We start from the raw sequence: 12287 nt of genomic DNA on the forward strand, positions 1-12287 counted from the left end.
GGGGAAGATTGCATGCGCATTGATAAGTCTCGCCGGCCGGCAAGAACCCAATTCATTGTTTCGCTGCCTTTGCGTGGCCCAGGTATCGGCTTGTGTGCCGGCTCTCGCGGTTACCGGCAGTGTGGCGATGCCATGGGCGCATTAGTGCCGATTTTCCTGTCCCTATCAGCACTCTTTGGAGATCCGCATGGGTGAGCAACCTTTGGCACGATTGCCGCGCCTCATCGTCGTCGATGACGAAGAACACTTGCGCGACATGATCGCCGAGTATCTGAATAAAAGCGGGTTTTCAGTGCGCACGGCAACTGGCGGCGCGGCGCTCGATCAGCTGCTGGCGGAAGAAGAGGCGGACATTCTCCTTCTCGATGTCAACATGCCGGACGAAGATGGTTTTTCGATCGCTCGGCGTATCCGCGCCAAAAGCAGCATGCCTATCCTGATGCTGACGGCTGCCAGCGACATCGTCGATAAGATCGTCGGCCTCGAAATCGGCGCCGACGACTATGTTACGAAACCTTTCGATCTGCGCGAGTTGAAGGCGCGTATTCGTGCACTCCTTCGTCGAAATCAGCAATGCGCGCCGGTCGCCCGGCATGAGAAAAGCGATGAGTTGGAACGCGCGAAAAGAACTCCCTTTGGAAAAATGTTTCTCGATGTGGAGGCCTGCTGCCTTGTTCATGCGGATGGTACCGGTGAACCGCTAACGGCGATGGAATTCGACCTGATCCGGGCTTTTTTGCAGAATCCGGATCGGGTCCTGACGCGGGATCGGCTTCTCGACCTTGCACACAAACGCGACAATGATCCCTTCGATCGCAGCATCGACGTTCGCGTCACCCGAATTCGCAAAAAGATCGAGCACGATCCGGCCAAGCCGCAAACAATCAAGACCGTGCGCGGCACCGGTTATATCTACACGCCGGGGAAACGCTGGGCATGATCGACCCCGATTGCAAGGTCAGCGAAGTTCAACGTTTCCCCGTGGGTGACCCGCACCTCCTGCGCGCATTCTTCGCCGGGTTCGTCGGTTGCGCTGCCTTCATCGATCCGGCCTGTTGCTATCGCTCGGTGAACCGGGAGTATCTCGACTTCGTCGGCAAAGCAGAGCAAGCCGTTGTCGGCCGCACGGTCTCCGATGTACTTGGAGACGCCATTCACCAATCCTATCGACAAGTCATAGAGAACATGCATCCCGGAGACAGTATTCGCCGGGAAGGCTGGAGGGACTATGGCCCGCTCGGTACGCTTTATGTCGAGCAAACGATCACAGCCTTTCCTATGGAAGGCGCCAAAGCTTCCGGATTCATAGTGCTTTCACGTGACCTGACCCAGTTGAAGGTTCAACAGCAGGAGCTTTTCGAGCGGATCGAAGCGCAAAGAGTGGCTGAGGCCTATCATGCCGTTATCGTCGAGACTGCCCTCGACGCGATCGTTGTGATCGACGACACGGGCATCGTGGTTGATTTCAATCCGGCGGCCGTTTCGATTTTCGGTTACGCCCGTGACGAGGCGATGGGGCGTCAGATTTCGGATCTGATTATTCCGCCCGAGCTGCGATCTGCCCATAGCCGCGGCATGAAATCCTATCTGGAAAACGGGATAAGCCGAGTTCTCGGTCAGCGGCTGGAACTCGAAGCAATGCGTGCCAATGGAGAGCGGATCCCGATTGAGCTTACCATCATTGATGTCACCCTGGGAACAAGACGACTGTTTGCCGCACATTTGCGAGACTTAACCGTCACGCGCCGGGCACAGGCGGAAATCGAGCGGCAGCGCGAGGAGCTGCATCAGAAGGAGAAGCTTGCCGCTCTCGGCTCGCTTCTCGCCGGCGTTGCGCATGAGTTGAACAACCCTTTGTCGATCGTCATTGGTCAGTCGATGATGCTGCGCGAAAGACTGGACAGCGGAGCAGCCGGTCTCATACAGAAAGAGGATCTGGCTCAGCGCACCATCAAGATCGAGAATGCTGCCAACCGCTGCGCCCGCATCGTGCGCAGCTTTCTCGACATGGCCCGGCAAGGCAAAACCGAGCGACAAGCCGTTCTTCTGGCGCAGCTCGTCAAGGACGCTCTCGATCTCCTGAGCTACAATTTGCGAAGCGCAGGCGTTATCGTCGAAACGGACCTGCCCGGAACTCTGCCAGCGCTCTGGATCGATAGTGATCAGATCCATCAGGTCATCGTCAATCTCGTGGTCAACGCGCAACAGGCGCTTGAAGCAAAAAGCAACGGCGATCGCCGCATTCGGATCGCTGCTGAGAATGAGCCCGGTGCCGAGATGGTACGTCTGAGCATATCCGACAACGGTCCCGGCATTCCGCCCAACATCCGCTCGCGCATATTCGATCCCTATTTTACCACGAAACCGCAGGGCATCGGCACGGGGATCGGCCTCGCGGTTTCTCGGGGCTTCATCGAAGCGCATAGCGGCACGCTCGAAATCGACGACCGGCCCGCCGGTGACGGTGCCTGTTTCATCATGCGTTTGCCGTTGGGATCCGCTCCGCACAGCGGTGGCGTTGGCGTGCGCCAAGAGGTCAAGGCCGCGCCCCCCGCCAAAAAACGGCAGCTTCTCGTCATTGACGATGAAGTGGGAATCGCCGAGCTGCTTTCGGACATGGCGGAACAGCTCGGCTTCGGCGTCGTCGCCGCCTATAGCGGGCAGGCAGCGAAAGCCCGGCTTGAACAAGACGATCTCTCGCTGGACGCAATCCTCTGCGACATCCATATGCCTGGCGGTGACGGGCCTGCCTTCTACGAATGGCTGCGGACCGCCCATCCGGCACTTTCAACCCGTATCGGCTTCATCACGGGCGATACGCTGGGACCCGCCGCAGGGCGATTCCTAGCCCGTGCCGGATGTCCGGTGATCGAAAAGCCGTTTACGCCGGAGGATATCCGCCGCATCCTCGTGTCTCTGACGGCAAGCGCTCCGGATGTGTGGCGCGCGTCGGAACACCGAAAGGATGCCTGCATTGAAACAATTGAAACATTCGGGCCTGCGAAGCGAACTCTGACTGAAACATAGGCCTGCGATTGTCGTGCAGCATTCGACAAAACGCAGGAGATGGGCGATGCAGGAATCCGAAATTATCATGCTGGAACGCAGCTTCGCCGAGGTGTTCAGCGTCCGCGACGATGCAGCGGCGTTGTTCTACGAACGGCTGTTCGTCAACGACCCCTCACTCAAACGCCTGTTCCCGCGGACAGACATGTCGGAACAGGGCAAGAAGCTGATGGCGGCGCTGGCACTCGTCGTGGGCGCGCTGCGGAGGATCGAGGCAGTCACTCCGACGCTAACGAACCTCGCCGTCAAGCACGTACGTTACGGTGTCCGCGACGAACACTATGTTACCGTCGGCACCGCCCTTCTCGAAACTCTGTCTTTGTTTTTCGGCGAGCGCTTCACGCCCGCATTGCGAACCGCCTGGGCGGGAGCCTACGACACAATCAGCGCCGTGATGATCGCCGCCGCCAATGAGCAAAGCGAACACGGCGTTTCGCATCCTGAAAACATTCAGACGCCGCTTCCGGAGAAATCCGGAATTCACAAAGCAACTGTTACCGCCACTGTCGCGGGTCGCCGGTCGCCGAATCTGCGCGTAGATTGAAACGCCCGAGAAACAAGGTCGCGATATGACAAAGCCAAAAGACGCGATTTCAACTCAGAGGGCTCCAATGTTTGCGTCCCATCTCAAGTCAACAATTCTCCTGCTCTGCGCAGGCTCATGGGGCTAGCAATGTCGTTTACCGGCACCACATCCGCTCAGGAGCCCATTTCCTTATTCAAAACCGTCACCGTCAAAGACGAGATCATTGTCGGGCTCACGGCTTTTGAAATCGCCAGACTCAAGGGCAATGATGCGAGTGCCATCGGGAAAGCTTTGGCCGCCGACGGCGAATTGTCATTCTGGCAGTTCGCAGTCCGCAAAAGCGCCGACGGTTCACTTGAGGAAGCACCGCTTCGACGCGTCAGCATACTTGGTCACGAATCGCTCCGTATCGAGTCTTACGCTACCCCGCTAAGGGTCATCCCCTCCGTGGAATAGTCGGGGTGCATCCAAAAGACTGGTCGCTGCGAGACGCTTATGTGCTGCCCTACGGTTTTCCGGGTGACATTTGCCGATGGAAGAGCCGGCAGCATCGGTGGTCCGCTCGCTATCGGGCGGCCGTGTGCGCCTCGCGAATGCCGGCGCTGATACGGTTGATGACCGTCCATACGAGAAGTAGAGCCACCACTGCCCAGAGCCACCAAGTCCATGCTGCAAACGTACCACCAACCGCGACAAAGATTCCGAGCGCGCCGAAAAGCACCGCACGGTCGCTCTTGCCCAGTGGCCCGTCGTAACGCCGGCTTGCGCCGACCGTTTGACCCAGAACGCCGGTAAATTCCGTCAGCGCCGAGAGGAATATGACGGCCATTGCCGGTACCAAGCCGTTCGGATCGATGAGCGCAAACGGCAAATACAGGGCGACATCCGACACGACGTCACCGATCTCGTTCAGATACGCGCCTAAAATGCTCTTCTGCCCATGTTCGCGAGCGAGCATGCCGTCGATGGCATTGAGACCCATGCGCAGGAGAAACCATACAGGCACCAGCAGGAACCAATGCGGAAGCGGGGCGACGCTCAGAAAAAGGCCCAATGCAACCGAGACGGCGGCAGCAACGGCCGTCACCTGATTGGCGGTGACGCCTCGTGCCGCGAGGGAGCGCACCAGAGGGCGAAGAATATTCTGAAATCGGGACTTCAATTGATAGACAGACATGTTACCTCAGTGGAATTTCGTGGCATCGGAGAAGTCTATCCCGGCTCGGGCGGTGCAGATCGTCGTACCTGTGAGGAAGGCCGTACTTCATATCGGTTCATGCAAAGGACTTACATTTGCAACTAGACTTTTGCAATGAAAGCAAATCACTGTGCCCGCCAATGGATGCAACCTATCCACCCATCAGAATTGGAGAAGACCGTGCTGCAAACTGCCGATAGCGGGCAACCGTCCTCGACGGCCAGACCAATGCGTGAATCCGAATTCGCTTCGCATGACGGCACCCGACTCTTTTATCGGGCGTGGCCTTCGACGAGCGCTGCACCAAGGGGCACAATCATTCTTCTCCATCGCGGCCATGAGCATAGCGGCCGCGTCGCCCATCTCGCCACTGAGCTCGGCCTCGATGATTTTTCCTTCTACGCCTGGGACGCACGCGGCCACGGGCGTTCACCGGGAGCGCGCGGCTATTCGCCATCCTTTGCGGCCTCGGCGCGTGATCTCGATTGCTTCGTCCGCCATGTCAGCGAGACAAGCGGTACTGCCGTCGAAGACATTGCCGTCATCGCGCAGAGCGTCGGCGCGGTCCTGGCCACCACCTGGGTGCACGACTATGCGCCGCCGATCCGTGCGCTCGTGCTGGCCTCACCGGCCTTCAGCGTCAAGCTCTACGTGCCTTTTGCCAAAGAAAGCATTGCGCTCTGGGAAAAGCTCAAAGGGACATTCTTCGTCAATTCCTATGTCAAGGCGAGGTTTCTGACGCATGATCCTGAGCGTATCGCCTCGTACGAATCCGACCCATTGATCTCCCGGCCGATTGCTTCCAACATCCTGTTGCAGCTCTATGAGGCGGCAGCCCGGGTCGTCGGCGACGCCCGCGCCATCACCGTGCCAACCCAGTTGTTGATCTCCGGCAGCGACTGGGTGGTGCGACACGCGCCGCAGCACCGGTTTTACGAAAACCTCGGCAGCCGTATCAAGGAACGGCATGTCCTTGCCGGCTTCTACCATGACACGCTTGGCGAAAAGGACCGCGCGATTGCCTTGGCCAAGGTCCGCCGTTTTATCGATGCGCGTTTCGCCGAGCCCCGGGCGCCTGCCGACCTTCGCTCCGCCGATGTCGAAGGCTATACCAAGGACGAGGCTGACCGGCTCGCGAGCCCGCTGGACGCCACATCCCCACGCGGCATCTACTGGGCCCTCAGCCGCCTCAACATCAAGATCGGCGCCCTGGTGTCCGAAGGCATAAGGACCGGGGTCAAGACCGGTTTTGATTCCGGCTCGACGCTCGATTACGTCTACGAGAACAAGCCGCGCGGGCTCGGTCCCGGCGGGCGTTTGATCGACAAGGTGTTCCTCGAGGCGATCGGCTGGCGCGGCATCAGGCAGCGCAAGCTGCACTTGCAGGACCTGATCGATCGCGCGCTGCAGCGCCTGAAAGCAGCCGGCCGCAGTACCCACATGCTCGATATAGCGGCCGGGCACGGCCGCTATGTCCTTGATGCGATCGAGACGGCTTCGGTGCGTCCCGATAGTGCGCGGTTGCAGGATTATTCCTCCATCAATGTCGATGCCGGCCGCAAGAGCATCGCCGAGCGTGGACTGGGTGATTTCGTGAGCTTCCGCCAGCAGGATGCCTTTGATGGAGAGGGGCTGGCTGCGATCACGCCGGCCCCGGATCTCGCGATCGTCTCCGGCCTTTACGAGTTGTTTACCGACAATGCGATGGTCGCCGCCTCACTGAATGGGATCGCCCGCGCAATGCAGCCCAGGGGTCTGCTTATCTACACCAACCAGCCATGGCATCCCCAACTCGAGATGATCGCCCGCGCGCTGACCTCCCACCGCGGCGGCGAGGCGTGGGTGATGCGGCGCCGGACGCAGGAGGAAATGGACCAGCTGGTCGCTGCGGCCGGTTTCCGCAAGATCGAACAGCGCATCGACCAGTGGGGCATTTTCACCGTCTCACTTGCCGAGAGAACCTGAGGGCAAAGCGTGGAGAAGGCACGTCCCACTTTTTCCCAGGCAGCGCCGGTCCTGAAGCGAGCGGCGCTCTGGCTCGCTTTCCTGGCTCCGTTCTTCTATCTCAGCTATGGCGGTGCCAATTGGCTGGCATCGCAACGCACCTACGTGCCGAATGTTGCCTTCGCATGGGAAGGCGCCATTCCGTTTCTCGGATGGACGATCATTCCGTATTGGTCGATCAATCTGTTCTATGCGCTCTGCCTGTTCGTCAACACCGCACCGCGCGATGTCGATACGCTCGCGAGGCGGTATCTGACGATCCAGATCGTTGCCGTCGCCTGTTTTATCGCGTTTCCGCTCGAAGCGATCTTCGTGCGGCCGGAAACGAGTGGCCTGCCCGGTTTCATGTTCGCCGTCCTCGGTGGCTTTGACAAGCCGTTCAACCAGGCGCCGTCGCTGCATATCGCGCTTCTGGTGGTCATCTGGGATCACCTACGCGGCCGGCTGCCGCGCAAGGCGCGGCTTGGCTGGCACGTCTGGTGCTTCCTGATCGGTGCCTCCGTGCTGACCACGTGGCAGCATCATGTCATCGACATACCGACCGGCATGCTGCTTGGTTTGTTTGCCGCCTGGCTTTTTCCGCGCGATGCCGGTTCGCCTCTGGCGAATTTCGCAGCGACCGGCGATCCAAAGTCACGCCGTCTCGGCATCTATTATCTGTGCGGTGCCGTCGTCTGCCTCGGCCTTGCAGCGCTCGGCACCCCTCGCTCGGCCGCGGCACTCCTGTTTCTCTGGCCGGCCCTTGCTCTGGCGATTGTCGCTGTCGGATATTTCGGCGCCGGCCCGCGGATATTCCAGAAGCGCGCCGACGGCCGGGTCACGCTTGCCAGCCGCTGGCTACTGGCGCCCTACCGTCTCGGCGCCCTCATCAACATCTGGCTCTGGACCCGGCGGATGCCGGAATCCGTGGTGATTGCCGACGGTGTCCATCTCGGTCGTTTTCCGCGTCGCCGCGAGGCCGACCGTTTTGCCAGCGTGATCGACATGACCGGGGAGCTCCAGCGGCCGAGTGGCACGGTCGCGCGCTGGTACAGCTTCCCCATACTTGATCTTACGGCCCTCGACATGGCCGAGATGCGGGCCGCGGCGAACCTTGTTGAGGCTGCGCGGCAGCAGGGACCGGTTCTCGTCTGCTGTGCGCTGGGCTTCCAGCGCAGCGCCTGCGTCGTCGCGCGTTGGCTCCTCGTCAGCCGACGTTGCGACAATCCAGGCGAAGCACTTCGGCTGATCGAGGGCGCGGGGCGCCATGTTCATCTGCCAGTGGAAACCATCCCTGCCGTGACGGAGGGTGTGCAATGACGCAGTGGAAGACGACAACCTCGGCGGCTGCGCGCAATCTCGCGCGCAATGCGATCGTCTGCGGGCTGGCAGCCCTGTTACCCGTAGTCCTCGGCCCGATCACGGCAGGGTATCAAGGCTTTGCTTCACCACTCGGCTGGCTCCTCCTGCTCGCCTTCGGTCTCATCGTCCTCGCATTGACGATCCACCTGCTCTTCGACGCCCTGCTGTTTCGCCTTGCGTCAAGCCACGAGACCGAAGCGGCAGGGCTTGCCGCCATCGACGACCTGCTGTTTCGTATGCGGTTTCGCACACCCGACACGGCCCCGCCTGGGCTCGACCGGCGGATTGCCGGATCGCGCCGCATCGTCTGGCAGCAGCGTTTTGTGCTGGTCGTTTGTCTTGTGCTTTTCGCCATCCTTCTGCTCGATGCGACCGACGGGCAGCCGCTGTGCTGAATATCGACCAGGCTATTGATGCAAGCGCTTGCCGGCGCGTGTCTGGCAGGTCTCCCTCGCCATCACAGGCGCCATCCGGATCTGGTTTGGCACAAGGCCCTTCGCAAAAGCGCCAGACTACCGGCGGCGCGGCCGCGTCGAGCCTGCCGGGGGTACTTCTTCGCTCAACGAGACCTACGAGGACTGGCGCGTCGCAGTTCGGCCCACGAAGCGAGGAGGCGTTCGACACCCCCGCAAGTGGTCTGCCTTTGTCCACGGTGTGCGCGCTGAATCCCAGCGCTTTGCCCACAGCCCGACCGGTCTCATTACCGGATTGAACGCCCGGGGAGCGGTAGTTGCGTAATCAGCATAAGTCGCTAGTACTCGACACTGATGCTCGCTGTCACAACGGGAATGACTCAATGATTTCATTAAGGCTGATGCGAGAAAGCGAATATTCCGCCTATCTCGCTTATTTCATCCCTGAATATGCCGCCGAAATTTCGTCAAACTACGGGCTTTCGGATCTTCATTCGCTTGCGCAAGCGAAACGGGAAATTGCAGCCGATCTCCCTGACGGCGTCAATACGAGCGGGCAGGTCTTGCTCTGTTTGATCGATCAATCGAAACGCCCTGAAATGCTTGTCGGCTACCTCTGGTACAAGCCGGACGCGGCGATGCGCTCGGCATTCATCAGCGATTTTCACATCTTTGCCGCCCATCAGGGAAAAGGCCTTGGCAAACAGGCTTTGGAGGTTCTCGAAGACGAGCTGAAGGGCAAAGGGTTTGAGCAAATAAAGCTGCGGGTCGCCAAGGACAACGAACGCGCCCGCCATGTTTATGAGGTCACGGGCTTTCGCGTGACCGGGATCAACATGAGCAAAGCCATCGCGTCGACTGGACTTGGGGACACGCCTTACCTAAAGAACACATACGGCCGAAACGATCTTGGAAGTTCGACCTAGCGAGCGGAGCCAGGCGTATCTCCAAAGCGTCGCCGGAAGCAGCGGTTGAAATACGAGATGTCGCTGAACCCTACCTCGTAGGCGATTTCGCTGATCCTCTTGGAAGCATGACGAGGATCGTTCAGCATAGTTTTGGCGCGCAGCAGGCGCAGCTCGAGAACGCGCGCGGAAAATCCGGACCCGGTCGCGGCCAGGAGATCCTGTATGTAGCGAGCAGAGAGCTGGAGCTTACGCCCGATGAACTCGGCGGAAAGCTCGGGATTGGCGACGTCGGTGCGGATGTGGGCCAGGACAGCCTCCAAGCGCGCTGCGCGCAAGCCGGTCAAGCCGGCGAGTTCCGCTTCGTCTCCCTTTGCGCCCGTGACCAGCCCAACGAGATCGATGATAGTCGCTGCAATATGGGCAGCCAGCGTCGGCGAAGCGGGCAGACCGCCTGTGTCGAAAAGCATGAGATAATTCCGCAGCAGGCGGAGCGCTTCGGCGTCGTGTCTGGCGACAAGGCCCTGCCTGTCGTTGATCTTGGCGAAGGATACATCCAAGAGCTTCTTCGGAATGCCAAGATGGATCCAGTTATTGCGATCTTGGCCTACAACGGTCTGCGGCTCGCCCGCATCGAGGAATGCTTCGCCCGGCTTCAATTCGATCTCGTTTTGCCGGTAAGCCCCCCCGATCGGTGTGGGGCTCGTGTTGATGACGAGCGAATAGCAATCGTGTGTGTCTGCAAGGATGCTTTGCCGGGATCGCGTGACGCGATTGATGGTTCCGGTCATTTTTGCATAGACTAGCCCCCCAATATGCGAAGCTTCGAACTTGGCATAGAATGGATCCTTGTCGGAGATTCCTAATTCAACAGCTGCGATATCTGCCGTATATATATCGCGCCACAATGAAAAACGTGCGTCATTTCCCAAATGTTCAGGTAAATCCGCGGATGAATAAATATATGTTTTCAATATTCAGACCTCTTTGTTTGTTAAAAAAGATGAAAATTCAACAAACMCAAGTCGAAACGGAACACCACAACGAATCTTGTGCATTGGCGCGGTCGATAGTGGGGTCAGATATCCATGGATGTTCTTGAAATCGAAGTTCTCTGAAGGACGCGTCGCGTCCTGACCAACGACGTCTAGAGCACGCTCCCGGCAATGTCGTCACCCGCAAGTATGATGTCTTAGTTTTGTCTCCCGGCGGAGCTTGCGCCACGAGCGCTTTCGATTGCATATCTTCTGGTATTGCTGCCAGTGCCCGACTGGCGGAGGTGAGACGAAGCGATTGTGCAGGGGACGGTATGAGCAGACTGGGTGACGAAATTCTGTCCTCGATTATCGGCGAGATCTATGATTGCGCCTTGAGCCCGGAAGGCTGGACGGGCGTCCTGACCCGCATTACGAGTACCATCGACGCCGCCTATACGACGATTGCGCTCACCAGCGTCACGGACAGTCGAGGTAGATTTGCGGCTCAATCTCCCTGGGATGCCGAGCAGTTGAGAGCGCTACAGGACTACGAGCTCGACGCGATACCGGGCCTGAGGGCAGCGGTCATTGGCGACATCGATCTGCCGCAGCGGACATTGTCTCTCGTCAGCGAGGTGGAACTGGAGGAATCCGCATTCTTTCAGGAATGGGCAAAACCTCAAGGCTTGCGCGAGGCGTGTACGACGAAGTTCGTCCATACTGCCGACCGGATCGGACTATTCAGTACGACGACGTGGGCGAATCGGCCGCCCATCAGCGCCGAAGAACAGCGCTTTCTGGCGTTGCTTTCACCCCACCTGCGACGGGCTTCCCTGATTGGCGACCTCCTGGATCAGACGCGCCTCACCACCGGTATGTATCGCGGTGTACTCGACAGCCTCGCAGTCCCCGTCATACTCACTGGAGCAGATGGTGCAGTTCTCCACGCCAACGCCCATGCGGCCAAAATGCTTGACGAGCAAGTACTTCTGCGCTCGCGAAACGGCGTTCTTCAGGCCCAAACGCCGGTTGTTTCACGCGCATTGCTGGAAGCAATAGAGGCCGCGGCCCATGCGGACGCCCTGTTAGGATCGCGCGGTATCGGCCTTCCGATTTCCACACCGAGCCAGTCTCCGGCGGTCGCCTATATCCTGCCATTGAGCGAAGGAACGGCCCGAGCAGCGTTTAGGCCTGCATGCGCTGCCGTGTTCATATCAACCGCCATCTCAGCTTCTCCTCCGCCAGAAGACGTGTTGATCACGCTTTACAATCTGACCCCGGCCGAGGCACGGGTCGTCCTGCAGATCGGCAGAGGATTGAGTGCAGCTCAATGTGCTGCTGCGCTTGCCATAAGCGAGAATACGTTAAAGACCCATCTTAGCCGGGCCTATGCGAAGACCTCCACCGCACGGCAGGCCGATCTCGTCGCCCTCGTGTCGACGATCGCATCGCCAATCATGCACGGGGTATCGCTGGCGACGTCGGTAAACACGAAGTGATGCGCTACCTGCGATAGCCGGGCTAGCCTTGTTGCTCGGCCGGCTGCCACGTCGGAAGGTGGCACCGCCTGTATGAAGAGATTTGAAATTGGCAGAGCCGATAATTGAATCTCGCTCCTCAACTGCGGAAAGACAGGATCGGCGGTTCGTATCCCTTCAAGGCGGCCATCCGGGTTATGGCGTCCGAAATAAATCGAAAATTTCGGACGCTAAGGACAGTTCGCAGAATAACCGCTACGTGTTTCTTGGGGTGATGGTGTAGTTCCACTCTGGATGGAAAGCGTCGCCGGTGATGTCGAGGCTTGCCATCTGGGCATTGGAGACCTTGACGCCTTTGTGGTAGGTGCGGGTGTCGAGG

Annotated in this window: 12 protein-coding genes; 9 read left to right on the forward strand and 3 right to left on the reverse strand. The window is 59.2% G+C overall.

Annotated features, from left to right (window positions below; translation table 11 throughout):
* Window positions 1-187: 187 nt before the first annotated feature.
* The 4 genes from AC1DMK_RS27940 to AC1DMK_RS27955 all read left to right on the forward strand — a co-directional run bounded on the left by AC1DMK_RS27940 (window position 188) and on the right by AC1DMK_RS27955 (window position 4048).
* Complete coding sequence (locus AC1DMK_RS27940; RefSeq protein WP_477863618.1) at window positions 188-940, forward strand: response regulator; 753 nt, start codon at window positions 188-190, stop codon at window positions 938-940.
* Window positions 937-3027 (forward strand): hybrid sensor histidine kinase/response regulator, encoded by a 2091-nt coding sequence (locus tag AC1DMK_RS27945; RefSeq protein ID WP_477863619.1) that lies wholly within the window; start codon window positions 937-939, stop codon window positions 3025-3027. Before AC1DMK_RS27940 ends, AC1DMK_RS27945 begins: the two co-directional genes overlap by 4 nt.
* 46 nt (window positions 3028-3073) lie before the next feature.
* Window positions 3074-3610, forward strand: a complete 537-nt coding sequence (locus AC1DMK_RS27950) for a globin family protein (RefSeq protein ID WP_477863620.1) — start codon at window positions 3074-3076, stop codon at window positions 3608-3610.
* A gap of 129 nt (window positions 3611-3739) precedes the next feature.
* Window positions 3740-4048: a hypothetical protein gene (locus AC1DMK_RS27955; RefSeq protein ID WP_477863621.1), complete on the forward strand. Its 309-nt coding sequence runs from the start codon at window positions 3740-3742 to the stop codon at window positions 4046-4048.
* A gap of 109 nt (window positions 4049-4157) precedes the next feature.
* Here AC1DMK_RS27955 and AC1DMK_RS27960 read toward each other — a convergent pair whose 3' ends face one another.
* Complete coding sequence (locus AC1DMK_RS27960) at window positions 4158-4769, reverse strand: CDP-alcohol phosphatidyltransferase family protein (RefSeq protein ID WP_477863622.1); 612 nt, start codon at window positions 4767-4769, stop codon at window positions 4158-4160.
* A gap of 201 nt (window positions 4770-4970) precedes the next feature.
* Here AC1DMK_RS27960 and AC1DMK_RS27965 point away from each other — a divergent pair, with 201 nt between their 5' ends.
* From AC1DMK_RS27965 to AC1DMK_RS27980, 4 genes are all read left to right on the forward strand, one after another.
* A complete protein-coding gene (locus AC1DMK_RS27965) occupies window positions 4971-6755 on the forward strand; it encodes a bifunctional alpha/beta hydrolase/class I SAM-dependent methyltransferase (protein WP_477863623.1) in 1785 nt (594 codons plus the stop codon).
* A gap of 9 nt (window positions 6756-6764) precedes the next feature.
* Window positions 6765-8093: a phosphatase PAP2/dual specificity phosphatase family protein gene (locus AC1DMK_RS27970; protein ID WP_037067061.1), complete on the forward strand. Its 1329-nt coding sequence runs from the start codon at window positions 6765-6767 to the stop codon at window positions 8091-8093.
* Window positions 8090-8530, forward strand: coding sequence for a hypothetical protein (locus tag AC1DMK_RS27975; protein ID WP_477863624.1), 441 nt, complete (start codon window positions 8090-8092; stop codon window positions 8528-8530). Before AC1DMK_RS27970 ends, AC1DMK_RS27975 begins: the two co-directional genes overlap by 4 nt.
* 335 nt (window positions 8531-8865) lie before the next feature.
* Entirely contained in the window at window positions 8866-9474 is a 609-nt protein-coding gene (locus AC1DMK_RS27980; protein ID WP_477863625.1) for a GNAT family N-acetyltransferase, read from the forward strand.
* On the opposite strand, the gene AC1DMK_RS27985 is transcribed toward AC1DMK_RS27980, so the two are convergent.
* Entirely contained in the window at window positions 9471-10244 is a 774-nt protein-coding gene (locus AC1DMK_RS27985; protein WP_477863626.1) for an AraC family transcriptional regulator, read from the reverse strand. The genes AC1DMK_RS27980 and AC1DMK_RS27985 overlap by 4 nt on opposite strands.
* 518 nt (window positions 10245-10762) lie before the next feature.
* Here AC1DMK_RS27985 and AC1DMK_RS27990 point away from each other — a divergent pair.
* Window positions 10763-11929 (forward strand): helix-turn-helix transcriptional regulator, encoded by a 1167-nt coding sequence (locus AC1DMK_RS27990; RefSeq protein ID WP_477863627.1) that lies wholly within the window; start codon window positions 10763-10765, stop codon window positions 11927-11929.
* 234 nt (window positions 11930-12163) lie between these two features.
* Here the strand turns inward: AC1DMK_RS27990 and AC1DMK_RS27995 are convergent.
* A partial coding sequence (locus AC1DMK_RS27995) for an ISAzo13-like element transposase-related protein (protein WP_477857258.1) occupies window positions 12164-12287 on the reverse strand: 124 nt, incomplete at its 5' end.

The sequence above is a fragment of the Rhizobium sp. 05L419 genome (genome assembly GCF_056397845.1).

What these genes read in the sequence shown, in the direction of transcription:
- AC1DMK_RS27940 (WP_477863618.1), top strand. Translation starts at nt 188, where the DNA reads ATGGGTGAGCAACCTTTGGCACGATTGCCGCGCCTCATCGTCGTCGAT.
- AC1DMK_RS27945 (WP_477863619.1), top strand. Translation starts at nt 937, where the DNA reads ATGATCGACCCCGATTGCAAGGTCAGCGAAGTTCAACGTTTCCCCGTG.
- AC1DMK_RS27950 (WP_477863620.1), top strand. Translation starts at nt 3,074, where the DNA reads ATGCAGGAATCCGAAATTATCATGCTGGAACGCAGCTTCGCCGAGGTG.
- AC1DMK_RS27955 (WP_477863621.1), top strand. Translation starts at nt 3,740, where the DNA reads ATGTCGTTTACCGGCACCACATCCGCTCAGGAGCCCATTTCCTTATTC.
- AC1DMK_RS27960 (WP_477863622.1), bottom strand. Translation starts at nt 4,769, where the DNA reads ATGTCTGTCTATCAATTGAAGTCCCGATTTCAGAATATTCTTCGCCCT.
- AC1DMK_RS27975 (WP_477863624.1), top strand. Translation starts at nt 8,090, where the DNA reads ATGACGCAGTGGAAGACGACAACCTCGGCGGCTGCGCGCAATCTCGCG.
- AC1DMK_RS27985 (WP_477863626.1), bottom strand. Translation starts at nt 10,244, where the DNA reads ATGACCGGAACCATCAATCGCGTCACGCGATCCCGGCAAAGCATCCTT.
- AC1DMK_RS27990 (WP_477863627.1), top strand. Translation starts at nt 10,763, where the DNA reads ATGAGCAGACTGGGTGACGAAATTCTGTCCTCGATTATCGGCGAGATC.